Here is a 25,627-nt window from a genome sequence, read left to right on the forward strand (position 1 = left end):
GCGCAGGGTGCGAGATGGGTCTACCGACTCGCAGCGAAACCATGAGCCGAGGAGCCGGATGCGGGACTTCTGAATGTCCGGATCTGTGGGGGCCGGGGTGGGCAACTGCCCTGGTCTACCCGACACCGCAGGACGTCGGCCCCTGCTGGCCATGGCGAGCGCGGGCGGAGTCATGGCCCTGTCGCGGAGGGATGGAATGAGCGACACGCCAGAGTGGAAGGGACGTCGTCTGGGCTCGTATGTGTTGGGTGAGCGGTTCCCGGACATCCCGGAGGACCAAGGGCGCCTCTACGCGGCGCTCCATGTCGACACGGGGAACCCTCGCTGGTCGTGATGCCGGGCTCCGGCGACGACTAGAACTCGTCCACCCCCTGGTGTGCGGAGGCCACGAGGTTCACTGACCCGGACGCCCTCGTCCTTCACTCCAAGCGCACGGCCGGGGTGAGGCCGCCGACCGTTCACGACACCAGGCAACGCGCTGGGGACTCACGGCAGTGACCCTCGCGGTGGGATTCGTCCCCCTGCTCTGGCCGCGCGCGTCCACGCCTCCGGAGACACGCGACCGGGCCAGCGACACTCCTATCTTCTATGAATGGACAGGAGCTCTCTTCGCCAGTCATCGCCTACCCGATGCCAGAGAAGCCCTTCAAGGAGCAGCGCAAGCCGCCTTGCATGCCGGGTACGGAAGTGGGGATTCGGGGCGGTTGCTGGATGCCCCACCGCAGTGATGCGCCCTGCCCTCCGGGAACGGCCGAGTACCAGGGCAGGTGCTACGTGGCCGTCAAGAAGCCGGCCCCACAGCCTCGAGCCATCCAGCCCTGAAAGCACCTGACATAACTTGTAACTTGCGGGGTCGGCCCGGCGTGCCCGCAGACTGCGCGAGCACAACGGCTCGGGTCATACCAGATCGTGTCGCGCGAATATCTTTGACACCCTATCTCCCCTATCTCGCGGCCTCTGAGGGCGTGGTCAAGCGGTTTATTTCTTCTTTGTAATCCAAGGCTCTGCTGTCACCTTCGCGGCGAACTCGTCATATATTTTTTTGTTTGACGAGCGGGTCGAGTTCACAAAACTGCGGAATTGCGTGATCGGCTGGTTGATGTCTGCGGTGGTTGTCAGGGACCCTTCCAGTGGTGGTCGCAGCACTGATTGGAAAGGGATGCAGCAATCTAGTACGGGGCGCCATGCTTGCTCTGCCTCGGAAAGCTTAGGCGACTTCCGGAACCGCAAAGTGAATTTGCTTGGAACAGTGTGCCCTAGGATTGTTTCCATACATGCGCCTACTGCGGCCATGAACATATGGATAGAACCGCGAAGGCGGAAAAAGTTCAGGTTTTCTCTATCGGTCTCAGTAAGCTCTTCTTCCTTTTTTTGGAAGATATCCATCTTTATTTTGCTGATAACTTGATGCAGTGCACAAACAAAGAGTATGTGTTCAGCGTGCGTGTGGTCGCTGAACACAGAAGAATAGTACTTGTCGGACTCCCAGATGTCGCTTTTGCGGCTGTACGCTACTGAGGGGTTTCCATGAAACGCTGTTAGTGACTGTGCGGCAGTATCTGATGGGATGTGGTTGCCGCTTCCTGGTCGTTGAATCGCGTCTTGAGCTCCTCCGCGACGTCCTCCAAGGTAGCTAATCTTGCTGGGCCGTTGAGCAAACTCTTGACGGAGACGTTCCTGAATAGCGTCAGTGCTTCTGAAGTCAGCCGGGGCCACTTTGTTTTGGCTGTTGTTGTAACGAACGATCTCTTGGACAAGATCGGGAGATGTGCACTTGATGAATCGTGCTGGCACCATGGCATTTTGAACAGGCGGGTTATCTAGCGAACCAATTGCACCTGTGGTTTGCGCTCCATTCACGATGGATATGCCCTTGATTGTGAGTATCTTGTTTTTTGATTCTGGTTCGATGAAGTCGTTGACGAGCGCTGTTATTCCGTTGTTGAATGCCCAGAACTCTGAAGGCTTTTGTTCCGCAGATTCTTTTATTCCATGGTTGATGTTCGAGTCGCTTTTTCTGCTGCCAAGGTAGTCACGAACATTGGCGGAGAAGAGATCGGTTTGATGCTTTTTGTAGAGTTCGTAGAGCCACTTGGCGGGCACCGCCGTTGAAAAAGCTGCCCACTTCCCTTCCGTAATTGCGTAACCTCCCGGAACTTGGACTGTGAATTCATCGCTCACCAAAACGGCTGTTTCGATGGAACGATACCAAGTGCCTAGGGTGTTTAGCCCAACCTCAAGAGGTTGTACTTCGTCGCAGCCAGAGTCTTTGTATGCGGAGTTTAGTGCTACCTTTACTCCACTTGCAACGCTGGCTAGCTCATTGTCTACATTGACTGATTCAGCGCAGTTGTGGACATACCATATTTCAAGGACATCAATTTCCTTGTTCTTCAGGGCTTCCCTTAGATCCGTGGCGGCAGGACGGATCTTTGCGGGTAGAGACTTTATGCTTGTTGTGAGGAGCCATGTCAGTGCCGTGTTTAGGTCGGACGCCTTGTTGGCTGGAGCCTCCTTTTTGGGTTGCTTGGAGAAATAACCTTGGGCAATTACAGCTAGCCTGGAGCCCCGATCTACATATACCAAGTCACATTTCTTGTCGTTCGAACCGTCGGTCAGTGCGTCTGTTGCAACTGCGTGAATGTCGTCAATGTGGTGTTTGAGTTGAAGGGCGAAAAGTATGAGTGCATTACTGCCATACTTGGCTAGATCTTTTCGATGCTCGAATGCTTTTAAGACGGCGGAGGCGCTCATCGTGAAACTCCTTTGGACTCAGGGGCGCGTGAGTCCACTTGGCGTAGTGTATAGGAGGGATTGAGGCACTGGGAAGGGCAGCGGGTGTGCCGAGGAAGTGAGGAGGGACATTTGCGGGTGCCGCCTGGGGCTGGGCGCCAAGGCGGTGGACAGGGACCCTCCCGCAGCACCCAACCGCCGTCCAGTAGTGCCCCTCCAGCGTGTAGCGAGGCGGAACTCGGGGGAGCGGCGTGAGACGGGGCGGATGACGAACCCGAGCGAAATCAAGGCGATAGTGGGCAACAGCGCTTCCTTCCTGGGGTTTTCTATCGCCCTGCCCACGGGTTCGAATCCCGTCGGGGAGCCAAAGGCCGTGCCCGCTCCTGCCATGGCCCAGGACGCAGGATTCCAGAGTCTTCCAACGATGCTTGGCGACATATGGGCGATCCGAATCGGAGCGCCCGCTCCATCCAGGTGCGCCGGAATGGAGCGCCCGCCCTCCAAACAGGCCTGGGATTCCCAGCAACTCCGGCTATTTGGCGTTGGCAAGGACCTTGCTCTGACCAGGGAACGTCCAGGGCGGCCCCGCACGGGAGCGCCCACGTTTTCGCGAGGAGGAGCCGTCATGGAAGTGCGTTTCTACGGAGTCCGGGGAAGCATCGCGGTGTCGGGAGCGCACGCGGCGGGCATCGGCGGCAACACGTCCTGCCTGGAGGTGACGAGCCAGGGGCACCGGCTCATCCTCGACGCCGGCACGGGCATCCGCGCCCTCGGCGAGGTGATGATGCGCGAGGGGGCGCCGCGCAAGGCCACGCTCTTCTTCTCGCACCTGCACTGGGACCACGTGCAGGGCTTCCCCTTCTTCGCCCCGGGCTACCTGCCCACCACGGAGCTGGAGTTGTATGGCCCGGGGCCGGACGGGGACTCGGCGCTGGCCTCGGTGCTGGCGAAGCAGATGGAGCCGCCCAACTTCCCCGTGCCCCTGTCCACCATGCGCGCGCGCATGGCGTTCCGCTCGGCGCGGCATGGCCGCACGGTGGAGGTGGGCCCCTTCCGCGTGACGCCCTTCGACTCCCCCCACCCCCAGGGGTGCCTGGCCTACCGCGTCGAGGCGGATGGCCACTCCTTCGTCTACGCCACCGACATGGAGATGTCGCTCGCCGCGCTGGACGCTCGCCACGCGCGGTGGATGGAGGGCGTGGACGCGCTGTGCATGGACGCACAGTACACCCCGGACGAGTACAACGGCTCGCGCGGGGCGCCTCGCAAGGGCTGGGGCCACTCCACCATGGTGGACGCGGCCCAGGTGGCCCAGGCCGTCCACGCCCGCCGCCTGTTCCTCTTCCACCATGACCCCGCCCACAACGACGAGCAGGTGGAGGGCATGGCCGAGGAGGCCCGCCAGTACTTCGCCGCCTGCGAGCCGGCCCGCGAGGGCAAGCGCATCCTGTTCGGGGCCGGGGCGCACGCATGAGCCAGGAGGGACACATGGATTCGCCCTGCGCTAGTCTGCCGTCCCTCTTCGAGCTGCCTCCCCTGCCCTTCATGGCCACTTCCCCGGACGTCAGTCAGGTGCTGCTCCCCCTCGGCGGGCTCGTCGGCCGCGAGGTCGATCTCGATGCCTTCCTCCACACGCTGGTGGATCGCATCGCGGTGACGATGCAGGCGGACCGGGGCACGCTGTGGCTGTTGGATCCGGCGCGCGACGAGCTCTTCTCGCGCGCGGCGCACCTGCCCGAGGTGTCTCAAATCCGGGTGAAGCGGGGCCAGGGCGTGGCGGGCTGGGTGGCCCAGCACGGCGAGCCCGTCAACATGCCGACCCCCGGTGGGGACAGCCGCTTCTTCGCGGACATTGACCGCATGACGGGCTACCGCACCACGACGAACCTCGCGGTGCCGCTGCGCGACGCGGGCGGCACGCTCTACGGCGTGTTGCAGGTGCTCAACCGCCGCGGGGGCGAGCGCTTCACGGAGGACGACGTGCAGCGGCTCCAGGCCATCGCCACCCAGGTGAGCCAGGCGCTGCAGCGCACCAGCCTGTACCAGGAGTTGCAACGGGCCAAGGAGCAGCCCCAGGCGCCGGTGGGCTACTTCTTCAACCGCATCATCGGCGAGTCCGAGCCGCTCAAGGTCATCTACCGGCTCATCCAGAAGGCGGCGCCCACGGACGCCACCGTGCTGCTGCGGGGCGAGAGCGGGTGTGGCAAGGAGCTGTTCGCCCGCGCGGTGCACGTGAACGGGCCGCGGCGGGACAAGCCCTTCGTGAAGGTGGACTGCGCGGCGCTGCCCGCCACGCTCATCGAAAACGAGCTGTTCGGCCACGAGAAGGGCGCCTTCACGGGGGCGGACCACCGGGTGCCGGGCAAGTTCGAGGCGGCCGAGGGCGGCACGGTGTTCATCGACGAGATCGGTGAGCTGCCCCTGCCGGTGCAGGGCAAGCTGTTGCGGGTGTTGCAGGATCGCGAGTTCGAGCGCGTGGGTGGCACGCAGACGTTGAAGATGGACGTGCGCATCGTCGCGGCGACGAATCGCGACCTGGCGCGGATGGTGGCCGAGGGGAAGTTCCGCGAGGACCTGTACTACCGCATCAAGGTGGTGGAGCTGGTGTTGCCGCCCCTGCGCGAGCGAGGCGGAGAGGACATCGAACGGCTGACGCGGCACTTCATCGCGTCGGCGGCGCGGCGCCACCGCCTGCCCCAGCCGAGGCTGAACGCCCAGGCGCTCGAGCGGCTCAAGCGCTACCGGTGGCCGGGCAACGTGCGCGAGTTGGAGAACTGCATCGAGAGCGCGGTGGTGCTCAGCGAGGGGGAGATCCTCGAGGAGCACCTGCCCCTGCCCAAGATGGTGGATGGAGCGTCGGCCCCACCCTCCACCGAGCCACGAATGGTGGACGGCGAACTCGGGGACGTGTTGCCTCTGGCCGAGGTGGAGAAGCGGCACATCCTGCGCGTGCTGGAGCTGGTGAAGGGCAACCGGACGGCGGCGGCCAAGGCGCTGCGGATCGGCCGCAACACGCTGGGTCGCAAGCTCAAGGAGTACGGGCTGTCCGACGAGGGCTAATCCACATCCAAGTGCCAGGTCCCCTCCTCCCAGTATTTCAGTACCCGCGATGCGAGGAAGGGCACCATGCCTTTGCCCTTGGCTGCTTCCTCCAGGATGGGTTTTGCTTGCTCCGGTCTATCACTGAGCAAGCAGGTCGCTGCGTTGACGCGAACATCCATGCGAGGATGCGTCAACAGCGTGGCGAGCGCATCTCGGCCCGCCTCTCCGTGGTCGCGCAACTTCTTGAAGGCGGCAATGTAGCGTTTGGCATACACGTTTCCGCCCTTGCGATCGCCACGATGAATCGCATCTGTCTGGGCGGCCACGTTCAACGCGAACTCTTCCGCGATGCCCTCCAAGTCCATCACCATACCCCATTCTTGATGTTCTCGATGGCGAGCAAGGCGAACTCCCGTTGAGCCTCGTAGAATTTGATTCTGGGCATGGGCTTCTCCTCGAGGGCACACAGGTGTCGTGGCGCGGTCGGCGCGTCACGTCACTGTCTGGGATCGCTTCAGCGCAAGGGCGCTACACGGCGCACTGCCCGAGCGGAACGCTCTCGTCCGCGAGGCGTTGGGCATCCACGAGCGTCCGGCTCGAGACCATCTTCCGGGCCGCCATGAAGTCCGGGGGCCGGCCAATGACATCCGCGGCGAGGATGCGGCCCTCCTTGAGGTAGAAGGCCGAGAAGGTCCGGTTCTCGATCGAGCCGCGCGTGACGCACCGCTCGTAGCCCGTGGACAGCCCCACCATCTGCAGCTTCAGGTCGTACTGCTCCGACCAGAACCAGGGCGTGGCGGAGGACGGCTCCTGTTTGCCCATGAGCGTGGCGGCGGCGACGCGCGCGTGCTCGAGCGCGTTGGGCACGGACTCGAGGCGCACCCGGGTGCCCGTGTAGGAGCTGGGTTGGTTCGCGCAGTCGCCGATGGCGAGGATGGAGGGATCGCTCGTGCGGGCCAGCTCGTCCACGACGATGCCGTTGTCCACGGCGAGCCCCGCCTGGGCGGCCAGCTCCGTGTTGGGGATGAGGCCGATTCCCACCAGGACGAGGTCCGTCTCGAGCGCTTCCTCGCCTCCCCCGTGGGTGATCTTCACCCGGCGCACCCGGCGCTGGGACTCATCGAGCTCGAAGCCCTGCACCCCCGCGAGCTGCCGGAAGTCGACGCCGTGTCCGCGATGGATGGCCTCGATGAAGGAGGAGACCTCCGGGCCGGTGACGCGGGCGAGGATGCGCGGGGCGGCTTCCACCACCGTCACGCGCAGCCCGAGCTGGGTGGCGGCCGCCGCGACCTCGAGGCCCACGTAGCCGCCGCCGATGATCACCAGGTGGCGTCCGGACACGAACTGGCCATGCATCGCCTCCACGTCGGCGATGGAGCGCAGGGAGAACACGTTCTCGAGCCGGGAGGTGTCCATGCCCGGAAACGACAGCAGGCGCGCCCGGCCGCCCGTGGCGAGCACGAGCTTGTCGTAGCGCAGCCGACTGCCCTCCGAGAGGAGGACCTCGTGCGCGTCGCGCTCGATGCGCTCCACGCGCGTGCCGAGCTTGAGCTCGATGGAGAAGCGCTCGTAGGTCGCCTGGGGTTTGAGGTGGAGATCGTCGCGGCCCATCTTCCCGAGCAGGAAGCCCTTGGACAGGGGGGGCCGTTGGTAGGGCAGGTGCGCTTCGTCCCCCACGAGCACGATCCGCCCCTCGCTGCCCTGCTGCCGCAGGCGCGTCGCCAGCTCGCCTCCGGCCTGTCCAGCTCCCACGATGACCACCGTCTCGCCGCTCTTCATCGGTTGCACTCCTCGCGGCCCGGGCCGCTGCGTTGGCGACCCGGATGATGTCGCATCGCGAGGCGTGGAGCACAACCGACAATGTCCGACGGGGCGCCGCTCAGCCCGCGAGCACCCAGGCGGCGGCCACGGTGAGCCCCCCCGCCGCCGCGAACAGCTTCCAGGCCCGGCGCGCCAGGTGCGTCCCGGTGCCCTCGGCCGCTTCGCCGAGGATCACCATCGCGGGCCCGCCCTGCCGACCGCGCAGCTCATACCCGCCCGCCACCGGACCGGGCCGCAGCTCCCCCACCACCAGACACTCCTCGCCGAGCTTGCCCACCCGCTCGTACGACAGCGCCTCCTCGGGGGGCGCTCCTTCCACGGGCGCGTCCAGTCCCGGCGCCACCTCGGCGGGCCGTCCCACCAGGCAGGGCCGCACGCGCAGCGGCGCCAGCACGAGGCTCGGCGAGAAGCTCAACGCCGCCTCCGCCTTCTCCCCGCGCATGCACACCACCGGCGCCGACGCCCGCTCCACCGACAAGAGCGAGCCCTTGCCGCCACCGGGCGTCACGCCACGCAGCTCCGCCTCATAGAAGGCGCACACCACGCCGCTCGGCGACGTCACCTGATCGCTCGCCGCGAGCCGGCCCCGGTACACCCCCCAGCCCGGCGTCTCGCCCCGGCGCAGGGCCTCCACGCCCTCGTCGAGGCTCCGGGGCGCCTCGGCCCGCAGCGCGTCCGCGCGCACGCGAATCCGCGAGCCCACCACCGCCAGCCCCGCCGCGACCATGAGCAGTCCGACGCCCAGTGCCTGGCGGAAGACGGTGGGAGAAACCCACATGAGCGGGCCCGCGCCGTAGCGCAGCGACAGGAGCGCGAAGCACCCCGCCAGCAACCCCAACCACGCGAGCGGCGCGCGAGGCAGCGAGGCCCTCACGTCGCCGCGACTCCAGGAAACCGCCGCCACCATCAGCGCGCCCAGTCCCGCCGCGCAAAACGGGGCCAATGCCCACCGCAAGTCCATGGCTCCCCTGCCCCCAATCCACCCCGGCCCACCGTCCCGCACGGGCCTCGACCCCGCCAAAGGTGCGGACGCGGCGCGCCGCCGACAAGGGTGCTCGGGTGGCCGCTCCCCCTTGTCAGGAGGCCACCGTTCGCCACGGGCGCGTTACTCCGGCGGGGTTTCCGCCAGCGAACGATCCGACTCCTTCTGGGCCTGGAGTCCACGAACCACCAGATCGTCGAAAGAGCACACCAGGTTACGGCACCCCAGGGCCACCTTCGCCGAGCGCCCCTGGAGCCCCTCCAGGTACTTGTGCGCGAAGGGCTCACTCTCACCGTTGAGGTAGGCGGCCACCTCCACGCCCTCCTTCTTGCGCTTGAGCTGGAGCTTCACGCGGAAGGTGCCCTGGGGAACGGGGGTTTCGTCCTGCACCAGGTCCACCACTTCCTGCGCGCTGTTGCCCACCACGTCGCGGCCCTCGGGCGTGGTGTAGCGCCAGCTCAGGCGCATGCCCGTGCCGGGGATGGCGTAGACGGACACCTGCAGGCCGGTGACGCGAAAGGACAGCTCGGCGTAGTGCTGGGCGTCCGCCTCCTCGGGGTAGCCGCGGCCGAGCGCGCTCGCGCTCATGAGCACCTCGGCGGAGAAGTCGTCGCTGGAGAAGTAGCGGCGGGCCAGGTAGGCGCGGGGGATGAGCTGCCCGCCCCCGGCGTCGTTGCCCCCCTGGATGGCGTGCAGCTGCCCATCCTCCAGCGTCCACGTGCCCGCGTGGGCGTTCACGTTCTCCTCGCCCCCGACGAAGTCCACGCCCAGGCGCACCCGCCCGTCGGCCAGCTCCTCCAGCACCGAGCTGACGAAGAGATCGCCATTGGTGTTGGCGGGCCAGGGCTTGGGGCTGGGCACCACGCGCACGAGCCGCCCGAGCACCACCCGCTTGTCCTCGCCCCACGGCAGGCCCACGGGCGTGTCCGACAGCCCCCTCACGCCGTAGGCGAGCACGGCCAGCCCGCCCATCACCGAGAGCGCCGCGCGCACCCGCCGCCAACCCGAGCGCAGCCGGCTGCGCTCCGGGCTGAGGGGCTCGAGCGCGGGCCCCGTGGACGAGACGTTGCTGACGAGCGCCTCGAGCATCCGGCAGACCTCGGAGGCCCGCGCGGGGCGCGCCTCGGGCTCGGTCTCCAGCAGCCGCTCCACCACCGCATCCACGCGCTTGTCCAGTCCGGGCACGCGCTCGGAGGGCAGGCGGAAGCGCCCCACCGGTACCTCGCCGGTGAGCATCTCGTAGAGCATCACGCCCAGCGAGAACAGGTCCGCGCGCCCATCCACGTTCTTGGCGTCGCGCCGCTGCTCGGGCGCCATGTAGTTGAGCGTGCCCATGGCCACGGACGTGGCCGTCAGCCGCTCCGTCGAGTCCGGCCGGCGGATGCCCGCGAGCCCGAAGTCCGCCACCTTCACGTGCCCGCGCCCATCCACCAGGATGTTCTCCGGCTTCAGGTCGCGGTGGATGATGTCCTTTTCCTGGGCGCACTCCAGGGCGCGCGCCACCTGGAGCGCCACGCGCAGCGCCTCGGGCGGGGACAGCTCGCCCATCACGTCGCGCAGCGAGCGCCCCTCCACGTACTCCATGACGAAGTAGTAGTGCTCGCCCGCCACGCCCCGGTCGATGATCTGCACGATGTGGGGATGGCTGAGGGTGGCGAGCGCGGTGGCTTCCTTGTCGAAGCGCTGGACGAACTCGGGATCCTTGGCGAGCCGCGGCGGCAGCACCTTCACCGCCACGCGGCGGCCCAGCGACATCTGCCGCGCGAGCCACACCTCGCCCATGCCGCCGCGGCCCAGCACGCGCAACAGCTCGTAGCCGGGAACCGCCAGCGTGCCGCCCACGAAGGTGCTCTCCAGGGTGCCCTCCTCGGCCCCGGTCGGAGGAGCCGCCGCGCGCGAGGCCCGCACGAGGAAGCGGGTGCCGCAGGCACACGACACCTCCGCTCCCGCCTGGAGGGAGCCCACCTCGTGCGTCCGCGCGCAGTTCGGACAGTCCTGGGTCGTCATCAGTCGTGGTGGGTGTTGGTGATCTCCAGGCCGAGCACCCGGTAGGGCTGCACGCCCTTCTCCTTGCCCTTGACCTGGGTGACGGGCAGCGGCTCCACGTCGAAGCCGGAGCCGGCCTTCTTCACCGTGCTGTCGTTGGCCACGACGTCGCCCCCGCGCGCGAGCCCACACAGGCGCGAGGCGGTGTTCACCGTGTCGCCGATGGCGGTGAACTCATGGCGCTCGTTGCTGCCCATGTAGCCCACGACGGCCTGACCGGTGTTCACGCCGATGCCCACCTCGATGGGCCGCTTGCCCGCGGCGACACGCGAGCCGTTGAGCACGTCCACCGCGTCCTGCATCTCCAGCGCCGCGCGCAGCGCCCGCGCCGCGTCGTCCGGATGGCTGGAGGGCGGGCCCCAGACGGCCATGACGCAGTCGCCGATGAACTTGTCCAGGTTGCCCTCGTGGCGGAACACCACGCCGGCCATGAGGGTGAAGAACTCGTTGAGCATGCTCACCACCTCCTGCGGAGACTCGTTCTCCGACAGGGTGGTGAAGCCGCGGATGTCCGCGAACAGGCAGGTGACTTCCGCCAGCCGGCTCTGACGCAGGTCCTCCGTCTCGCCGCGGATCACCGCCTCGGCCACCGCGCGCGACAGGAAGCGGCTGAGCTCGGCGCGGGTGATGGCCTCGTTCTGGATCTGCGCCGCCAGGGCCGCGTTCTCCAGGGCGATGCCCGCCTGGGCGGAGATGCCCGAGAGGATGGTCAGATCCTTCTCCGAGAAGGCGTTGGTCTGCTGGCGCGAGTCGAGGAAGAGCACCGCCTCCAGCTTGCCCTTGGACAAGAGCGGCACCGCCATGGCCGAGCGGATGCCCTGCGCCACGATGCTCTCCGAGGAGGAGAAGCGCTCGTCGATGATGGCGTCCGCGGTGAGCACCGCCTTGTGCGTCTCGGCCACCTTCTGCAGCACCGTGTCGGACACCATGACGTTGTCCGGCCGGCCGTGGCGGTGCTTGACGGCCACCGGCACGGTGAACTGCCCGTCCGGGCCCGCCTTGAGGACGACGCCGTGGTCCGCGGCGAGCAGCTGGAAGGACACCGAGAGGATCTGCTCGAAGAGGTCCGCCTGCTTGCCCTGCTGGCTCACCTGGCGGTGGAACTCGTAGGCGGTGCGCAGCTTCTCGTACTCGCGCTTGAGCGTGGCGAGCTCCTGGATCTGCTCGGCGGGCCGGAAGTTCTGCGGCGGCCCCTGCTGATCCATCTGCGCGAGGAAGGCGGGCACCGAGTGCGACTGCGCCACCACCGTCACCCGGGGCGAGCGCGACGTCGTGCCACCCGGGCCCGAGGACAGGGGCGCTGCCACGCCCGGGGACTCGCCGGAGTAGAAGGTGAGCTTGGTGGCGCCCACGCTGATCTCGTCCCCGTCGCGCAGCTTCAGCTCCGAGACGCGCTTGCCGTTGACGAAGGTGCCGTTGGAGGAGCCCAGGTCGCGCAGGACGTACTCGCGGCCCACGCGCTCGATGGTGGCGTGCTCCTTGGAGACCTCGCGGTCCACCAGCCTCAGCGTGTTGGAGGGGTGCCGGCCCAGCGTCGTGAGCTGGCCGAGCGAGAACTCCCCGGTCGTCCCGTCCGGAAACCGCCCCTTGAGATGCGGCCCCCGCGGACCCGCGGTCTTCGAGGATGGAGGGGAACCTTGACTCACGCGCGCCACCTCGACGCTCCGGATTCCGACGTCACCCCCCGGACACTACCAGACCTCCCGGAGCACCGGAACGACTACGAACGCCTGCCCGGAGGGTCAGCTCAGAGGAAACTTTCCGGACTTCCCGGGCTCTGGGGGGCGGAGGGGGCCCGGGAGCCCAGGGGGAAGGGGTTCTTGATGGCCAGGCCCACCGCGGGATAGACGATGGCGCCCCCGAGGTCGCGCTCCCGGCCGAAGAGGACGGGGCGGCAGGAGCTGTAGCCGGCGGTGAGCTCGGCGAAGAGGTGCACGTAGCGGAAGCCCAGGGCGAAGCCCACGCTGGCGCCCACGAAGTGGCTGGCCACCTGGGCGGGCAGCCGCACGTCGAAGCCCGACACGTCCTGGCCCGAGTTCGAGTAGTCCACCAGCCGCGAGTCCAGCGAGGTGCTGCTGTAGATGTACTTGGGCGCGCCGTACAGCTTGAAGATGTCCCCCAGATCCAGGCTCAGGTAGATGGGCACCTCGAGATCCCACCGGGAGAACTCGTCGATCTGGACGATCTCCAGGGCATCCAGCACGGGGCTCTTGAAGAGGTGGCGGGAGAGGCCCACGCCGAGCGCCAGGTCATAGGACTTGCGCCGGTAGTCCGGCAGCGAGTCGTCCTCGGGATCGCCCCCGTGCGCCAGCCGCAGCTTGCCGTCGAAGCGCAGGGAGGTGGAGCTCAGGCGCAGGCCCACGTCCAGGCTGTTGGAGTCGAGCAGGCCGGCGCGCACCATCAGCTCGTTGGAGACGCCCGGAGGGGCCACCGCGAGCGCCAGGCCCACGCCCAGCAGCCGCTGGGCCTCCGACTCCGGCAGTTGGTAGGGCTCGCCGGACTGGACGGCCTGCTTGATGGCCTTTCCCTGGGCGATGCCCTGTTCGATGAGGGAGCCGAGCTGGCCCACCGGTGCGAAGGCGCCCGTGGCGCCGGATACCTGGAACTGGCCCCGGGCGAGGGGTTTGGCCGTCTGCATCGTGGAGAGCGTGGATGCGCAACCGGTGGCCGTCAGCAGGGCGAGCAGGAGGAGTGGAAGTCTCATGAGGGAGCGCACAGATTACGCCGCCGCCCGTCCGATTGTCAGGCCCGCCCCCCTTCACTCCTTCCACACAGGGCACTCCGGCTGTTAAGGGATGCCGGTGCGAATCAAGCAGAAACCCGAGGATTTCTCCGTCAAGGAGTCCTACCGCTTCGACGAAGTGGCCAGCGGTCGCTACCGCGTCTACCTCATGGACAAGCAGAAGCTGTCCACCTTCGACGCGGCCAACCGCCTGCGCGAGGCCTTCGGCCTCAAGCCCGGCTCCATCTCCTATTGCGGCCTGAAGGACAAGCAGGGCCGCACCGAGCAGCTCATCGCCGTGGACGGCGCCGACGTGGACATGCAGGAGCCCGACCTGCGCCTGAAGTACCTGGGGCGCTCGGACAAGGCCCTGTCCGCGGCCAACATCACCTCCAACCGCTTCGCCGTCACCGTGCGCATGTTGACGCAGGAGTCCGTTGGACCGCTCAACGTGGCCGCCGCGGAGATCAACCGCCTGGGCGTGGTGAACTACTTCGACAGCCAGCGCTTCGGCTCGCTCAAGCACGGCCAGGGCTTCATCGCCAAGGATCTCCTGCGCGGTGACTTCGAGGCCGCGCTGCACAACTACATGGCGCGCCCCTCGGAGCTGGATCGCTCGGAGGACGCCAAGGTGAAGGCCTTCTGGCGCGACAACTGGGGCAAGTGGGACGCGCGCGTGCCCTTCGAGGGCAGCCGCAAGTACCACCGCATCCTCAAGTCCCTGCGCGAGCACCCCGGCGACTGGGTGCGCGCCTTCCTGCAGATCGAGGCGGACTACCGCGCGATGCTGCTCTTCACCTACCAGAGCTACCTCTGGAACGAGGGCGTGCGGCGCTACCTCCAGGTGCTGCTGCCGCGCGAGAGCCTCTTCCCGATGAAGTACCAGGCGGGCACCCTGCTCTTCCACCGCGACGCGGACCCCGAGACGCTCAACACCCTGCGCTCCTCCACCTTCCCGCTCGTCGCCCCGGACACCCGCCTCGAGGATCCGAAGGTGAAGCAGGCCATGGACTGGGTGATGGGCCGCGAGAAGATCGCCTCCTTCGAGGATCTGCGCGTGCGCGAGGCCCCGCGGATGCTCTACTTCAAGCACGAGGAGCGCCCCACCGTCGTCGTGCCCCACAAGCTCGTCATCGGCCGGGTGCAGAACGACGACCTCAACCGGGGCTACCTCAAGGTCAACATCGCCTTCACCCTGCCCCCCGGCGCCTACGCCACGCTCGTCATCAAGCGGCTCTTCCACTTCGAGTACGAGGAGGAGAGCGCCCAGAAGATCCGCGAGGGCTGGTACACGCCGCCTCCGGAAGGAGAAGAGGACGGCCCGGCTCCCCGTGGACCGCGCCGGTCCTCCGCTGGCGGTGAGACCCGCGCCCCCCGTGCCGCGTCCCGGGGCGCCGCGCCCACCCGCCGGGATGCCGCCGAGGACACCCGCGCCCCCCGCGCCCCGTCCCGGGTCTCCACGCTCGCCGCCACGCCCACGGCTCCGGCCGCCCGGCGCTCGCCCGCTTCCGAGCCCACCGGCAACCGGCGCGCCCAGCCCCGGGAAGCCGCCGCGCCGCCGCCGCCCGCTCCCACGCCCCCCGCCGGTTTTCGCGAGCGCCAGCGGATGAAGAAGACCGCCAAGGAGCAGGCGCGCCAGGAGCAGGCCGCCAAGCGCCCGGAATCCCGAAAGAAAAAATGATCCGGATCGCCGCCCTCCCCGGCGGCGCAATCGGGGACGGGCGGGGGCGTAGACCCATGCGTGAACGCACTCGCCTACCCCTCAGCAGTCGTCGCGGACCTCGCCCGGGCCATTGGGATGCAGATGGCGGATGAGGCCGTCGCCCCTTCCTGGAAGGCCGAGGTCCTCGCCGCCCGGCGCGGCGACCCCTCGGCTTTCGAGGCGCTCGTGCGCGGGATGCAGCGCCCCGTGTACGGCCTGGCGCTGCGCCTGCTCGGCAACGAGGCCGAGGCCTCCGAGGTGTCGCAAGAGGCCTTCCTGCGCGCCTATCAGCACCTGCACAAGTACGACGAGTCCCGCCCTTTTGATCTCTGGGTGATGGCCATCGCGCGCAACCTCTGCATGGACCTGCTGCGCCGGCGCGGCAAGGTGCGCACCGAGGAGCTCGAGCCGATGAAGGAAGTGCTCGCGAGCGGCGAGGCGTCGCTCGAGGAGGGGGCGATCGCCCGCCAGGAGCGCCAGTCCCTGGAGGCGGCCCTGGCCACCCTGTCCGCCGAGGACCGGGAGGTGCTCGCCCTCTACTATGTGCAGAAGCGCACGACGAAGGAGATCGCCCAGGTGTTGGGCTGCGCGCCGGGCACGATCATGGCGCGCCTGTTCCGGGCGCGCGAGAAGCTGCGCAAGAAGATGACCCCCGCCCAGGAGGAGCAGACATGACCGCCACGATCCCGGAGTGCCCGGAGCTCGAGGTGCTCTTCACCGAGCTGGAGGCGGGCGCGGGCCCCGCGCTGGCGCATGCGCGCGAGTGCGAGGTGTGCGCCGCGATCCTCGAGGAGCACCGGCAGTTGGAGAAGGACCTGTCCCGGCTGGCGGATCCGGCGCCGCCGCCGGACTTCGTGCACCGGGTGATGGCGCGGGTGGCCGCCGAGCCCCCGCCCCTGCACCGCGAGCTGTGGACGGGCCTGTCCATCCTCGCCGCCTCGCTCCTGGTGGGGCTCGGGGTGCTGGTCTCCAACGACGCGGCCCTGAGCGGGGCGGGCACGGGCCTGGCCCGCTTCCTCGTGGATGGCAGGGCCTTTCTCGAGGGCCTGCGCAGCGGGGTGAATGCCCTGTGGAACACGGCGGCGGCCCCCGTCGCCGGCCTGTTCGCCCTGCTCCTGCTCTCTTCCCTGTTCGGCATCAAGCGGCTGGCCGGCAACGGTCCCCAACCTTCCGAAGCGTGAGTGTCGCCATGAAGCTCTCCCCGCCCCTGCTCCTGTCCGCCGCCCTGCTCGCCGCGCCCTTGTCGCTCGCGCAGTCTCCCGCCGACGCCCCCTCCTCCTCCACCCTCCAGCTCCAGTTCCGCGGCACCCTGCGCGACGCGATCCAGAAGATCGCCGAGGAGGGCGGCCTCAACGTGGTCATCACCGGCGAGCTGGACACCCCGGCCGACATCCGCCTGAAGAACGTCAGCGCCGAGCAGGCCCTGCGCACGGTGGCGCGCGCCCACTCGCTGAAGCTCGAGCGCGATGGCGCCATCTACACCCTGCGCCCGATGACGGAAGACGAGAGGGAAGAGGCTGGCATGGCGGAGATCCCCTCGGCGCCCCCCGCGCCGACTCCCGCCGTGGCACCGCCTCCGCCCGTGCCCCCGGTGGCCGTGGACTCGTCCGACTTCGACCTGGACGAGGACGAGATCAAGGAGCACGTGCGCAGCCAGATGAAGAAGGTGCGCCGCTCCAGCCGGGGCTCGCAGGACGTGGTCGCCCGGGGCCGCTCCCTGGACGTGACGGAGGACGAGACGGTGGACAGCGCCGTCGTCTACGGGGGCGATCTGCGCGTGAAGGGACACGTGAACGAGGACGCCGTCGTCTTCGGCGGCAACCTGGAGATCTCCGGCCACGTGGAGGGAGACGCGCACGCCTTCGGGGGCAACGTGGTGCTCGGCCCGGACGCGAAGGTGGAGGGGGACGTGTCCGCCTTCGGCGGCAGCGTGATCAAGCAGGAAGGGGCGAAGGTGGAGGGCCGGACCGAGTCCTTCGGGGGCGCCAACATCGGCCGCATGGTGGCGGGCGAAATCAAGGACAGCATCAAGGAAGCCAAGCAGGAGCGCGACGAGGAGCGTGACTCGGGCGGCCGGTTCGCGTCCTTCCTGCTCACCTTCGCCCTCCTCTTCGGCATGGGCTTCCTCGGACAGCTCTTCTTCCCGGCGCGGATGAAGGCCCTGGGCGCGGAGATCCGCGCCGAGCCGGCGCGCAGCGGCGCGGTGGGCCTGCTGGGCGCGCTGGCGCTCGTCCCCGCCCTGGTGATGCTGAGCATCACCGTCATCGGCATTCCGCTCGCCCTGGCGCTCATCGTCGTGGTGCCGGTGTTGACGGGCTGGGGCTTCACCGCGGTGGCGAGCGAGCTGGGCTCTCGCCTGCCCCTGCTGCGCGGCCGCAAGACCCAAGCCATGGTGCTCGCCCTGGGGCTGTTCATCCTCCTCCTGGTGGGCCGCATCCCGGTGCTCGGCTCGATGGTGATGTTGGCCGCGACGCTGGTGGGCCTGGGCGCCGTCATCCGCACCCGCTTCGGCCACCGCCCACAGGGCTTCCCCGAGCCCATCTTCGGCGGCCAGCGCACCTCCTGAGCGGCGCGTCCTGACAAGACATGGGCAGTCCCCATGGGGGCGGTGACGAGCGGAAGCCACGCTCGCGCCGCCCCCGCTTCATTGCGGCAGGCGCATGACACGTCGCTTCACGGCCTGACGCGCCGCGCCAGCTCTCCGGCGGAGAAGTCGCCGTTGTCCGCGCCATCTCACCCGCTGGCTGTTTTGTCTCGTGGGAGGGGGGGACTCCCAGGCGGGCTTTGACCGCCCGGGGCCTCTGGGACATTGTCCCGCGCACCCTATGCGCCGCCTCCCAGATGCCGCCTCGCGCGGCAAGTCCATCACCATGGACCTCGAGGGCGAAACGGTGCCCGCCATCGAGGGCGAGCCCGTTGCCTGCTCGCTCATCGCCGCCGGTGAATCCGTCCTCGCCCGCTCCATCAAATACCACCGCGCCCGTGGACCGTACTGCTTCTCCGGTGCGTGCTCGCACTGCCTCATGCGCGTGGACGGACTGCCCAACGTCTACACCTGCCGCGTGCCCGCCCGCGAAGGCATGAAGCTGGAGCGGCAGAACGCCTACCCCTCGGCGAAGGTGGACGTGTTCGAGGCCATCGACTGGTTCTTCCCCAAGGGATTGGACCACCACGAGATGTTCGCCGGCGTGCCCGTGGCCGAGCAGGTCATGGCCAAGGTGGCGCGCCAGCTCGCGGGCCTCGGCCTGCTGCCCACCGCTCCCGCTCCCGAGCGCCTGCCCGTGGAGACGCTGCGCACCCGCGTGGCCGTGGTGGGCGCGGGCGCGGCGGGGCTCGCGGCGGCCCAGGTGCTCGCCGCCCAGGGTGTGCCCTTCCTGCTGCTCGAGCGCGACAGCGTGCTCGGGGGCCGGCTCCTGTCCGGCGTGCCCGAGGCGGACGCGCCTCCTGCTCCGTCCGAGGGACTCCTGGCCCCGGAGCGCGTGCGCACGCGCGTCACGGTCATCGGCCTGTTCGACGACGAGGAGGGCCGCTTCCTCGCGGCGGTGAGCGAGGGCACCGGGGAGCCGCGGCTGGTGCGCGTGTACGCCGAGCGCTTCCTGCTCGCGCCCGGTGGGCACCCGCCGATGCTGCCCTTCGAGAACAACGATCTGCCGGGCGTGTACGCCAGTCACGCGGCGAGCCTGCTGGTGCGCCGCTATGGCGTGGCGCCCGAGACGGCGGCGCTGGTGGGCTCGGGCCCCGAGCTGTACGCGCTCGCGCGGCTGATGACGGAGCGCGGGACGAAGGTGGTGGCGGTGGTGGACCTGAAGGGCCCTGTGCCCACGGACGCGCCCGCCGGAGCCGTGCAAGGCAGCGAGCCCAAGGCGCACGGCCACAACGCGGTGAGTGGCTTCAGCTACCAGGACGCGTCGGGCCGCCGGGTGAAGGTGGCGTGTGAAGCGGTGCTGGTGGCGGTGGCGCCCAGCCCGAGCTTCGAGCTGGCGCGGCAGGGCGGCGCGAAGGTGGAGTACGACGAGGCGCGCGAGGTGTTCGCGGTGGTGGCGGACGCGGAGGGGCGCACCGCGGCCGCGGACGTGTACGTGGCGGGGGACGTGAGGGGCGGACGGAGCGCGGCCCAGGCGGCGGCGGATGGCCGGCGCGCGGCCGAGGCGCTCGCCCACTCGCTCACGCAAGCCGCCGTGGGAGGCAAGTCATGAGCAAGGCACTGGTCTGCTCCTGCGAGGACGTGACGGTGGAGGACATCCGCCACGCGGTCGCCAAGGGCTTTCGCGACGTGGAATCGGTCAAGCGCTTCACGGGCTTCGGCACGGGCGTGTGCCAGGGCAAGAGCTGCCTGTCGGCGGTGGCGGCGCTGCTGGCCCGGGAGAAGGCACAGAAGCCCGAGGGCATCGTGCCCTTCACGCCCCGGCCGCCGCTCTACCCCACGGAGCTGTCGTTGCTGGCCTCGTTCCCGGTGGACGAGTCCAAGCCCCCGGTGGGTGGCGTGCCCCAGGAGCTGGACACCTTCCCCGCGACGTTGCGGCCCGAGGGCGCGGTCCCCACACGGGCCCGGGTGGTCATCGTCGGCGGAGGCGTGCTGGGGCTGGCGCTCGCGTACAACCTGTCGCTGCGCGGCGAGACGGACGTGGTGGTGCTCGAGCGCGGCTACCTGTGCGCGGGCGCGTCGGGGCGCAACGGCGGCGGCGTGCGCATGCAGTGGGGCACGGCGGCCAACATCGAGCTGGCCAAGCGCTCCATCGAGCTGATGGGCCGCTTCGCGCGCGACCTGGGCATCAACGTGTGGTTGCGCCAGGGCGGCTACCTCTTCATGGCGAAGACGAAGCCGGTGGCCGAGCGCCTGGAGCGCAACGCGGCGCTGCACAACAAGCACGGCGTGCCCACGCGCATGCTCACCCTGGACGAGGCGCGCGACGTGGTGCCCGGCCTGTCGCTCGAGGGCGCGCAGGCGGTCTCCTACAACCCCGAGGACGGCGTCATCTTCCCCTGGCCCTTCCTCTGGGGGTACGCCAACGCCTGCCGCAAGGCGGGCATCAAGGTGGAGACGTACACGCGCGTCACGGGCTTCGAGCTGTCGGACGGCCTGGTGCGCAAGGTGAAGACGGATCGGGGCGACATCTCGTGCGACACGGTGGTGCTGGCCTCGGGGGCGTGGAGCCCGGAGGTGGCCAGGCTCGCGGGGGTGTCGCTGCCCAACGAGCCCCACCGGCACGAAATCCTCAGCACCGAGCCCCTCAAGCCCTTCCTGGGGCCGCTGGTGTCGGTGTTGGACTCGGGGCTGTACTTCAGCCAGTCCATGCGCGGGGAGATCGTCGGAGGCATGGGCGATCCGCTGGAGCCCGCGGGGTTGAACATGGGCTCCACGCTGCGCTTCGTGTCGCGCTTCGCGCGGGCGCTCACCGAGCAGTTGCCGAACCTGGGCCACGTGAAGGTGCTGCGGCAGTGGGCGGGCTGCTACGACGTGACGCCGGACAACAGCCCCATCCTGGGCCGCACGCCGGGGCTGGAGAACCTGCTCCAGCTCTCGGGCTTCGTGGGGCACGGCTTCATGATGGCGCCCGCGGTGGCCGAGCGGATGGCCCAGTGGATGACCACGGGCGCGTCCGACGAACTCTTCACCCGCTTCAACCTGCGCCGCTTCCAGGAGGGCAAGCTGGAGCGCGAGGACATGATCATCGGCTGAGCGGGACGCCGAGGAGGAGGGCCGCGGTTCAGCGCTCCGCGCGCGCCTTCATGCAGGCACGGCAGGCCAGCCCGTCCCGGAGGGCCTGCCCCTCGCGCAGCGGCCGGGCCTGGCCGCACTCGACACAGAGGAAGGTGCCCGGGGGCGGTTGCTCGATGGGTTCCTCCTCCACGACGACCAGGGGAAGCTCCCGGTGGTCCGCCACGGAATGCGGCTGCCCGGGCGTATGCGCGGGCCTGGCCCGCCGGGGCGGAGGTGGAGGCGGAGACACACGTGCCGGGGGCGGAGGCGGACGGGCCGCGGGCGGAGGCGTCTCCCGGACACCGAGCGGGGCGAGCTCTCCGGCATCGAGGAACATGCCACGGCACGCCGAGCACACCTCGACGGTGGCGCCCGAGGGGAGCCGGGCGGGAGTCATGAGGATGCGGCACTCCACGCACGAGCGCTGCGTCTCTCCCCCGACGAGCTGATGCCTCGCGGGCTCACCGAAGGTGTCCTGGAGGCGGCCGGCCGCCCCCCAGAAGCCTCCGCATTGGGCACACCTGGCCAGCTCGGCCTGGGCGCCCGTGCGCGAGGTGGCGACGAAGGGCTCGAGGGGATGGGCGCAGTGGGGACAGCGGCTCACGAGCGTCATGGGGACGCACTCTACCATCCGCTCCCGCCACCATCACCGAAGAGCGCGCTCGAGCGGAGGACCGGCCCCAACTCGCGCAGCTTCGCGTAGACGGGGATGGGATTGGCCCGCGCCTATTTCACGCAGTGAAGGCTCGGGCCCTTGGCGTAGGCATCCCACGTGCTCACGCCGAGGGGGATGATGGACGAGTTGTTGTGCGTGATGGCCTCCAGGCAGCTCACCGGCCACAGCCGCCCGTCATCGAGCCGGAAGGCGGCGGGGCGTCCGGACGCGCCGTGGACGGGCGCCCCCGAGTTCATGGACGCCCCATACGGGATGCGGTGGAAGAGGTCCGACGAGACGCCCAGCGCGTTGCGTGACAGGTCGAGCGCGGGCGCGGCCAGCGCGAACTGGAGTCGCAGTCCTCCGCGCACCAGGGTGAGTGGGAGACCGGATGCTTGGAGCAGGTAGCCCTCGTACACGCGCCCATGCGGCACCTGGTCGCACGTGCGTCCCGTGAGCAGGTCCACGCCGCCGCGCGCCAGGTTCCAGGTGTCCGGCCCGCCGGGGCCCACCGAGCGGAGGACATCCACCGGCACCGTGCCGCACGTGGCCGACGCGACGGCGTGCTTGTCCGGACGGGACACGATGGCCGGGCCCTCGGTCCACGTCCCGGCAATGTCGAACTGATCCACCTGCTGGCTCAGGGTGCTGTTGAAGAGGAAGACGCGGGTGGCGCTGCTCGTGGGCCCATCCACCGCCACGGCGAAGGTGTCGTTGGCATCCACGTACTGCCAGTCCACGGAGAACGCGCCGAGCAGGGAGTAGCGTGTGTGGTTGGCCGACGACGTCGGCGCGAAGCCCGTGGCCGTGAGTTCCTCCACACCCGTCTGGAAGGTAGGGTCCGACGAGCGCAGCACGAACTGGCCGCCGCCATTGCCATCCACCGCGTGGCCCGTGGAGTCCGTGAAGATGAGGTAGAACTTGCCGTTGACGTGCGTGACACTCGGCTGCCCCGCGCCGTACTGGTTGGGCACGGTGCGGTAGTCCCGCGCGGGCACGACGATGGGTCGGCCGCCGTTGAGGCGCGTCCAGTTGAAGCCATCCGGACTGGAGGCAACGCCAATCATCGTGGTGCCCGTGCCGTCACCGTAGCCGCCGTAATACATGTAGTACGTGGTGTCGACGCGGATGACGGACGGATCACAGACATGGATGCCATCGAACTGCGAGGCATTGCCCGTGGGGCGCAACACGATGTCGTGGCTGTTGGCCGCAGTGGAGCCCCGGGCGTGCCAGGGGCCGCTCAGGCTGTCCGCCTCGGCGTAGAGGATGTAGTCGCCCGCGATGCCCCCGCACCACCACATCCGGTAGACGCCGTCCTGCATCACGCTCGGCACGTAGTCATACGAGGTGCGCGAGTACACCGGCGTGTTGCCACCTCGGTAGTTGGAGACCGTCGCCGCCTGGGCCTCGGGCGTCAGCAGGCCGCCGAGCACGGTCATCGCGGAGAGCAGTAGGGTCGTGGAGCTGGACATCGAGCGCTTCCTCCTTCTGGAGTGAATTGCCTCCATATCCTGTTTTGCTGGTTTGTGGCGAGGGACGTCAACTCCGGCGCGGGAGCACGGCGCGCCCATCCACTTTAGCCAGGCTCGTAACTGCTCGCCGGACCCCATTGTGACCGGGGACACCTATTCGGGGAGTCCCTTGAAACCAATTCGGGTCCTTTGACACCTGTTCGGGGACACCTGTTCGGGGCCCACCCGACACCGTATCACCCTCGCCTCGTCTTCCACCTCTCCATCCCCTCCGGAGCGACCCCTGAAAGCCATCCGCCTGTTGTCCGCCTGTTTCGCGCTCACCGCCTGCGCCAGCCCCCACACCACATTCGCACCCGGCGTCGCCGCACCGCCCGCCGTGAAACTCTACGCGCTCGACTGCGGCCACGTGGACTACTCCGACGTCGGCTCACTGGTCGACGATGGCTCGATGAAAGGCGTCGCCCGCGCGTTCGTCGTTCCCTGCTACCTCATCCGCCATCCGAAGGGCGACCTGCTCTGGGATTCCGGCGTCCCCGAGAGCATCGCGGACATGCCTGGCGGCCTGCGTCCCCAGGGCGCACCGTTGCATATCGAGGTCCCGAGGAAGCTCACCGCCCAGCTCCGCGAGCTCGGGCTGGCACCGGCCGACATCGACTTCCTGTCGTTCTCGCACATGCATTTCGACCATGCGGGCAACGCCAATCTGTTCGCCAGCGCGACGTGGATCGTGGATGCGGACGAGCGCGCCGCGGCGTTCTCCGACGCGGCCCGCGAGCGCGGCGAACTCGCCGCCTACAGCGCCCTGGAGCACGCGAACACCGTGCGGCTCGAGGGCGACGGTGCACACGACGTGTTCGGCGACGGCACCGTGACGATCCACCCGGCCCCCGGCCACACGCCCGGACATACCGTGCTGCTCGTGAAGACGGCGAAGGCCGGCGCCGTCCTGCTGACCGGCGACCTGTGGCATCTGCGCGAGTCGCGCGAGCGGCGCCTGGTGCCGTCGTTCAACACCAGCCGCGAACAGACGCTCGAGTCGATGCGCCGCGTGGAAGCACTGGCGAAGGCCTCCGGCGCCCGTGTGATCCGCCAGCACGTGCCCGAGGATTTCACCGCGCTGCCGGCGTTTCCGGCCCCGCTGGAGTAGCCCCGGGGCTGACGCGTCACTTCGGGCGGCTGATAATTCATGAATTCTTTTGTTCAGCCACGCGGGCAAACACCTTGAGGGCCAGGTTCGTGGCGGGCAGGAGTGAGGACTTCGGGTACTCCTTGACCAGCCGCGCGTGGACCTCCATCGCCTTGGCGATCTTCTCATTCACCAGGTGCAGGTGGACCAGGGAGGAGAGCGTCTCCTCGCGTCGCTTGGACCGGGGAGACCCGTCGATGAGTCTCGTGTACTGCGCCTCCACATGCTGGGCGGCCTCCTTGGCATGCCGTCCGCGCAGTCGCCGCAGCCCCGCGCGGTGGAGTCGCTTGTCGAGGTCTGAGCGACGGACTCGGCCTACGAGGCGCTCCAGGAGTAGGAACGCGATGCTTTTTTAGCATCTTCCGGCGCGGAGCCCTTGTGGCACTGTGAATGTCCCATGCCTCCGCGCCCCTTCCGTATCGATGTGCCCCAGGACGTCCTCACCGACCTGCACCGCCGGCTCGCCGCCGCCACCTCGGCCCCGGACGCCGAGGACAAGGAAGACATCAAGGAGTGAGTTCCCTTCTTTTCCAAGACAAAGGCTCCACCATGTTTGAAATCACCCACCGCATCGTTCAGACCAACGGCATCCACCTGCACATCGCCGAGGCCGGCCAGGGACCCCTGGTGCTGCTGCTGCATGGCTGGCCGGAGTCCTGGTACTCGTGGCGCCACCAGATCCCCGCGCTCGCCGCCGCCGGTTACCACGTCGTGGCTCCCGATGTGCGCGGCTACGGCCAGAGTGACAAGCCCTGGGAGATCGAGGCGTACAGCATGAAGCAGCTGCTCGCCGACTGCACCGGCCTGCTCGATGCCCTCGGGGAGAAGACCGCCGTCATCGTCGGCCACGACTGGGGCGCGGCGATGGCGTGGACCAGCGCCGCGCTCCACCCCGAGCGCTACCGCGCGGTCGTCAGCATGAGCGTGCCGCACCTCGGCCGCTCGCCCCAGCCGCCCACGCAGCTCTTCCGGCAGACGTTCCAGGACACCTGGTTGTACCTCCTCTACTTCCAGCAGCCCGGCGTCGCCGAGGCGGAGTTCGAGGCGGATGTCGCCAAGGCGCTGCGCACGATCTACACCGGCACTCCCGGCTACGATCCCATGTCACCGGTCGTGCGCGCGAAGAAGCCAGGCGACGGCTACCTCGTTGGCCTCGAGACCCCCTCCACCCTGCCCGCCTGGCTCACGGAAGAGGACCTCGCGTACTTCGTGAAGGAGTTCTCCCGCGGTGGCTTCCGCAGCAGCCTCAATCGCTACCGCAACATGGACCGGGACTGGGAGGAATTGCCCGAACTCGCCACGATGAAGATCCATCAGCCCGCGCTCTTCGTCATCGGTGAGCAGGACCCGGGACGCGCCTTCGCGCCAATCGAGCCGATGAAGGCCCTGGTGCCTCACCTCCACGAGCCGGTCATCGTCCCGGGCGCGGGCCACTGGGTCCAACAGGAGCGCCCCGCCGAGGTCAATGCCGCGCTCCTCTCCTTCCTGAAAGGATTGCCCCCCTGAACAAGATCCACGAGGGCACCCACCAGGTGCAGCGCATCGTCATGGCGCGCCAG

General features: G+C 68.7%; 21 protein-coding genes. 11 read left to right on the forward strand and 10 right to left on the reverse strand.

Annotated features, from left to right (window positions below; genetic code table 11):
- The first annotated feature begins 73 nt into the window (after nt 1-73).
- Nucleotides 74-334 (forward strand): hypothetical protein, encoded by a 261-nt coding sequence (locus D187_RS58310; protein ID WP_245591888.1) that lies wholly within the window; start codon nt 74-76, stop codon nt 332-334.
- A 644-nt stretch (nt 335-978) separates the two neighbouring features.
- Here the strand turns inward: D187_RS58310 and D187_RS52950 are convergent.
- Nucleotides 979-2,754: an AIPR family protein gene (locus D187_RS52950; protein ID WP_002624214.1), complete on the reverse strand. Its 1,776-nt coding sequence runs from the start codon at nt 2,752-2,754 to the stop codon at nt 979-981.
- A gap of 604 nt (nt 2,755-3,358) precedes the next feature.
- On the opposite strand from D187_RS52950, the gene D187_RS33630 reads away from it, so the two are divergent.
- Together D187_RS33630 and D187_RS33635 are read left to right on the forward strand one after the other, a co-directional pair.
- Nucleotides 3,359-4,207, forward strand: a complete 849-nt coding sequence (locus D187_RS33630; RefSeq protein WP_002624215.1) for an MBL fold metallo-hydrolase — start codon at nt 3,359-3,361, stop codon at nt 4,205-4,207.
- 14 nt (nt 4,208-4,221) lie between these two features.
- Nucleotides 4,222-5,793, forward strand: coding sequence for a sigma-54-dependent Fis family transcriptional regulator (locus D187_RS33635; protein WP_002624216.1), 1,572 nt, complete (start codon nt 4,222-4,224; stop codon nt 5,791-5,793).
- On the opposite strand, the gene D187_RS33640 is transcribed toward D187_RS33635, so the two are convergent.
- The 6 genes from D187_RS33640 to D187_RS33665 all read right to left on the reverse strand — a co-directional run bounded on the left by D187_RS33640 (nt 5,790) and on the right by D187_RS33665 (nt 13,328).
- The gene (locus tag D187_RS33640) at nt 5,790-6,146 is read right to left on the reverse strand and encodes a DUF2019 domain-containing protein (protein WP_002624217.1); all 357 of its coding nucleotides are present in this window, start codon (nt 6,144-6,146) and stop codon (nt 5,790-5,792) included. The genes D187_RS33635 and D187_RS33640 overlap by 4 nt on opposite strands.
- A 157-nt stretch (nt 6,147-6,303) precedes the next feature.
- Nucleotides 6,304-7,554, reverse strand: a complete 1,251-nt coding sequence (locus D187_RS33645; protein WP_002624218.1) for an NAD(P)/FAD-dependent oxidoreductase — start codon at nt 7,552-7,554, stop codon at nt 6,304-6,306.
- 100 nt (nt 7,555-7,654) lie between these two features.
- Nucleotides 7,655-8,557 (reverse strand): hypothetical protein, encoded by a 903-nt coding sequence (locus D187_RS33650; protein ID WP_043432736.1) that lies wholly within the window; start codon nt 8,555-8,557, stop codon nt 7,655-7,657.
- A gap of 144 nt (nt 8,558-8,701) precedes the next feature.
- The gene (locus tag D187_RS50750) at nt 8,702-10,585 is read right to left on the reverse strand and encodes a serine/threonine-protein kinase (RefSeq protein WP_002624220.1); all 1,884 of its coding nucleotides are present in this window, start codon (nt 10,583-10,585) and stop codon (nt 8,702-8,704) included.
- The gene (locus D187_RS33660; RefSeq protein ID WP_002624221.1) at nt 10,585-12,270 is read right to left on the reverse strand and encodes an adenylate/guanylate cyclase domain-containing protein; all 1,686 of its coding nucleotides are present in this window, start codon (nt 12,268-12,270) and stop codon (nt 10,585-10,587) included. Before D187_RS33660 ends, D187_RS50750 begins: the two co-directional genes overlap by 1 nt.
- Before the next feature lie 101 nt (nt 12,271-12,371).
- Complete coding sequence (locus D187_RS33665) at nt 12,372-13,328, reverse strand: hypothetical protein (RefSeq protein ID WP_043432792.1); 957 nt, start codon at nt 13,326-13,328, stop codon at nt 12,372-12,374.
- 97 nt (nt 13,329-13,425) lie between these two features.
- On the opposite strand from D187_RS33665, the gene truD reads away from it, so the two are divergent.
- The 6 genes from truD to D187_RS33695 all read left to right on the forward strand — a co-directional run bounded on the left by truD (nt 13,426) and on the right by D187_RS33695 (nt 20,728).
- Entirely contained in the window at nt 13,426-15,027 is a 1,602-nt protein-coding gene (truD, locus tag D187_RS33670; RefSeq protein WP_002624223.1) for a tRNA pseudouridine(13) synthase TruD, read from the forward strand.
- Between the two features lie 123 nt (nt 15,028-15,150).
- Nucleotides 15,151-15,723 carry an RNA polymerase sigma factor gene (locus tag D187_RS33675; protein ID WP_002624224.1) on the forward strand — a complete coding sequence of 191 codons (573 nt, stop codon included), beginning with the start codon at nt 15,151-15,153 and terminating at the stop codon, nt 15,721-15,723.
- A complete protein-coding gene (locus D187_RS33680; RefSeq protein WP_002624225.1) occupies nt 15,720-16,229 on the forward strand; it encodes an anti-sigma factor in 510 nt (169 codons plus the stop codon). The genes D187_RS33675 and D187_RS33680 overlap by 4 nt, the downstream gene beginning before the upstream one ends.
- Nucleotides 16,230-16,237: 8 nt before the next feature.
- Entirely contained in the window at nt 16,238-17,614 is a 1,377-nt protein-coding gene (locus D187_RS33685; protein ID WP_002624226.1) for a polymer-forming cytoskeletal protein, read from the forward strand.
- A gap of 259 nt (nt 17,615-17,873) precedes the next feature.
- Nucleotides 17,874-19,244 (forward strand): 2Fe-2S iron-sulfur cluster-binding protein, encoded by a 1,371-nt coding sequence (locus D187_RS33690; RefSeq protein ID WP_002624227.1) that lies wholly within the window; start codon nt 17,874-17,876, stop codon nt 19,242-19,244.
- Nucleotides 19,241-20,728, forward strand: coding sequence for an FAD-dependent oxidoreductase (locus D187_RS33695; RefSeq protein WP_002624228.1), 1,488 nt, complete (start codon nt 19,241-19,243; stop codon nt 20,726-20,728). The genes D187_RS33690 and D187_RS33695 overlap by 4 nt, the downstream gene beginning before the upstream one ends.
- A 28-nt stretch (nt 20,729-20,756) precedes the next feature.
- Here the strand turns inward: D187_RS33695 and D187_RS33700 are convergent, their stop codons facing one another.
- Together D187_RS33700 and D187_RS33705 are read right to left on the reverse strand one after the other, a co-directional pair.
- On the reverse strand, nt 20,757-21,362 hold the full coding sequence (locus D187_RS33700) for a TFIIB-type zinc ribbon-containing protein (RefSeq protein WP_002624229.1): 606 nt from the start codon (nt 21,360-21,362) through the stop codon (nt 20,757-20,759).
- A 113-nt stretch (nt 21,363-21,475) separates the two neighbouring features.
- A complete protein-coding gene (locus D187_RS33705; RefSeq protein WP_002624230.1) occupies nt 21,476-22,879 on the reverse strand; it encodes a glycoside hydrolase family protein in 1,404 nt (467 codons plus the stop codon).
- 301 nt (nt 22,880-23,180) lie between these two features.
- Here D187_RS33705 and D187_RS33710 point away from each other — a divergent pair, with 301 nt between their 5' ends.
- Complete coding sequence (locus tag D187_RS33710) at nt 23,181-24,029, forward strand: N-acyl homoserine lactonase family protein (protein WP_020918456.1); 849 nt, start codon at nt 23,181-23,183, stop codon at nt 24,027-24,029.
- 37 nt (nt 24,030-24,066) lie between these two features.
- On the opposite strand, the gene D187_RS33715 is transcribed toward D187_RS33710, so the two are convergent.
- On the reverse strand, nt 24,067-24,291 hold the full coding sequence (locus D187_RS33715) for a hypothetical protein (RefSeq protein WP_002624232.1): 225 nt from the start codon (nt 24,289-24,291) through the stop codon (nt 24,067-24,069).
- A 326-nt stretch (nt 24,292-24,617) separates the two neighbouring features.
- On the opposite strand from D187_RS33715, the gene D187_RS33720 reads away from it, so the two are divergent.
- On the forward strand, nt 24,618-25,574 hold the full coding sequence (locus tag D187_RS33720; RefSeq protein WP_043432742.1) for an alpha/beta fold hydrolase: 957 nt from the start codon (nt 24,618-24,620) through the stop codon (nt 25,572-25,574).
- Nucleotides 25,575-25,627: the final 53 nt, after the last annotated feature.

Origin of the sequence: Cystobacter fuscus DSM 2262 (genome assembly GCF_000335475.2) — a bacterium.
GTDB lineage: Bacteria > Myxococcota > Myxococcia > Myxococcales > Myxococcaceae > Cystobacter > Cystobacter fuscus.

Bases quoted from the DNA above. Each gene is read 5' to 3' on its own strand.
- D187_RS33705 (WP_002624230.1), bottom strand. From the start codon at position 22,879: ATGTCCAGCTCCACGACCCTACTGCTCTCCGCGATGACCGTGCTCGGC.
- D187_RS33695 (WP_002624228.1), top strand. From the start codon at position 19,241: ATGAGCAAGGCACTGGTCTGCTCCTGCGAGGACGTGACGGTGGAGGAC.
- D187_RS33680 (WP_002624225.1), top strand. From the start codon at position 15,720: ATGACCGCCACGATCCCGGAGTGCCCGGAGCTCGAGGTGCTCTTCACC.
- D187_RS50750 (WP_002624220.1), bottom strand. From the start codon at position 10,585: ATGACGACCCAGGACTGTCCGAACTGCGCGCGGACGCACGAGGTGGGC.
- D187_RS33630 (WP_002624215.1), top strand. From the start codon at position 3,359: ATGGAAGTGCGTTTCTACGGAGTCCGGGGAAGCATCGCGGTGTCGGGA.
- D187_RS33645 (WP_002624218.1), bottom strand. From the start codon at position 7,554: ATGAAGAGCGGCGAGACGGTGGTCATCGTGGGAGCTGGACAGGCCGGA.
- D187_RS33640 (WP_002624217.1), bottom strand. From the start codon at position 6,146: ATGGTGATGGACTTGGAGGGCATCGCGGAAGAGTTCGCGTTGAACGTG.
- D187_RS33720 (WP_043432742.1), top strand. From the start codon at position 24,618: ATGTTTGAAATCACCCACCGCATCGTTCAGACCAACGGCATCCACCTG.
- D187_RS33675 (WP_002624224.1), top strand. From the start codon at position 15,151: ATGGCGGATGAGGCCGTCGCCCCTTCCTGGAAGGCCGAGGTCCTCGCC.
- D187_RS33635 (WP_002624216.1), top strand. From the start codon at position 4,222: ATGGATTCGCCCTGCGCTAGTCTGCCGTCCCTCTTCGAGCTGCCTCCC.
- D187_RS33650 (WP_043432736.1), bottom strand. From the start codon at position 8,557: ATGGACTTGCGGTGGGCATTGGCCCCGTTTTGCGCGGCGGGACTGGGC.
- D187_RS33700 (WP_002624229.1), bottom strand. From the start codon at position 21,362: ATGACGCTCGTGAGCCGCTGTCCCCACTGCGCCCATCCCCTCGAGCCC.
- D187_RS33685 (WP_002624226.1), top strand. From the start codon at position 16,238: ATGAAGCTCTCCCCGCCCCTGCTCCTGTCCGCCGCCCTGCTCGCCGCG.
- D187_RS33665 (WP_043432792.1), bottom strand. From the start codon at position 13,328: ATGAGACTTCCACTCCTCCTGCTCGCCCTGCTGACGGCCACCGGTTGC.
- D187_RS33690 (WP_002624227.1), top strand. From the start codon at position 17,874: ATGCGCCGCCTCCCAGATGCCGCCTCGCGCGGCAAGTCCATCACCATG.
- D187_RS52950 (WP_002624214.1), bottom strand. From the start codon at position 2,754: ATGAGCGCCTCCGCCGTCTTAAAAGCATTCGAGCATCGAAAAGATCTA.
- D187_RS58310 (WP_245591888.1), top strand. From the start codon at position 74: ATGTCCGGATCTGTGGGGGCCGGGGTGGGCAACTGCCCTGGTCTACCC.